The 586-nt window shown below is 40.8% G+C and carries 2 protein-coding genes; both read left to right on the forward strand.

Annotation, left to right across the window (positions count from 1 at the left end; translation table 11 throughout):
• Positions 1-226, forward strand: a 226-nt coding sequence (locus FH036_RS26920) for a tRNA (adenosine(37)-N6)-threonylcarbamoyltransferase complex ATPase subunit type 1 TsaE (RefSeq protein WP_180358399.1), incomplete at its 5' end; no start/stop codon positions are given.
• On the forward strand, positions 223-586 hold a 364-nt coding region (tsaB, locus tag FH036_RS26925), incomplete at its 3' end, for a tRNA (adenosine(37)-N6)-threonylcarbamoyltransferase complex dimerization subunit type 1 TsaB (protein ID WP_139896432.1). The genes FH036_RS26920 and tsaB, both read left to right, overlap by 4 nt.

Below are 586 nucleotides of genomic sequence, written 5' to 3' on the forward strand. Positions count from 1 at the left end.
TTTAGATGTATATCGCTTGGCGGAAAGCGATGAGGATCTTGGGTGGGACGAGCTATTTTATGGTGATGCGGTATCTGTTATCGAATGGGCACATTTAATTGAACAGGATTTACCCAAAGAGCGGTTAGGAATTGAAATTTACCGTGTTGGTGAAAATGAACGACGATTTGTGTTAATGCCTTATGGTAAGCGATATGAGGCAATATGTGAGGAGCTAATGAGATGATTTGGTTGGGAATTGAAACAGCTAATGCGCCACTTTCTGTTGCAGTTGTTAAGGACGGAAAAGTGTTGGCAGAGGTTGTACAAAATATAAAAGTAACGCATTCTGCAGGAGCAATGCCAGCGATTGAAACGATTTTAGCTAATGTTGGTGTCAAGCCAAATGAGTTAGAAGCCATTGCCGTATCAGAAGGACCAGGGTCATATACAGGTGTACGAATAGGTGTAACGCTTGCTAAAACATTAGCATGGACATTACAGAAGCCATTAGTTGGTGTTTCAAGTTTAAAAATATTAGCAGCAAATGCAGCACTTTTTAATGGACTAATTTGTCCCTGTCTCTTATACACATCTACGCTGCCGA

Source organism: Bacillus sp. CD3-5, from assembly GCF_006349665.1.
In the GTDB taxonomy this organism is placed as follows: Bacteria; Bacillota; Bacilli; order Bacillales; family Bacillaceae_G; genus Bacillus_A; species Bacillus_A paranthracis.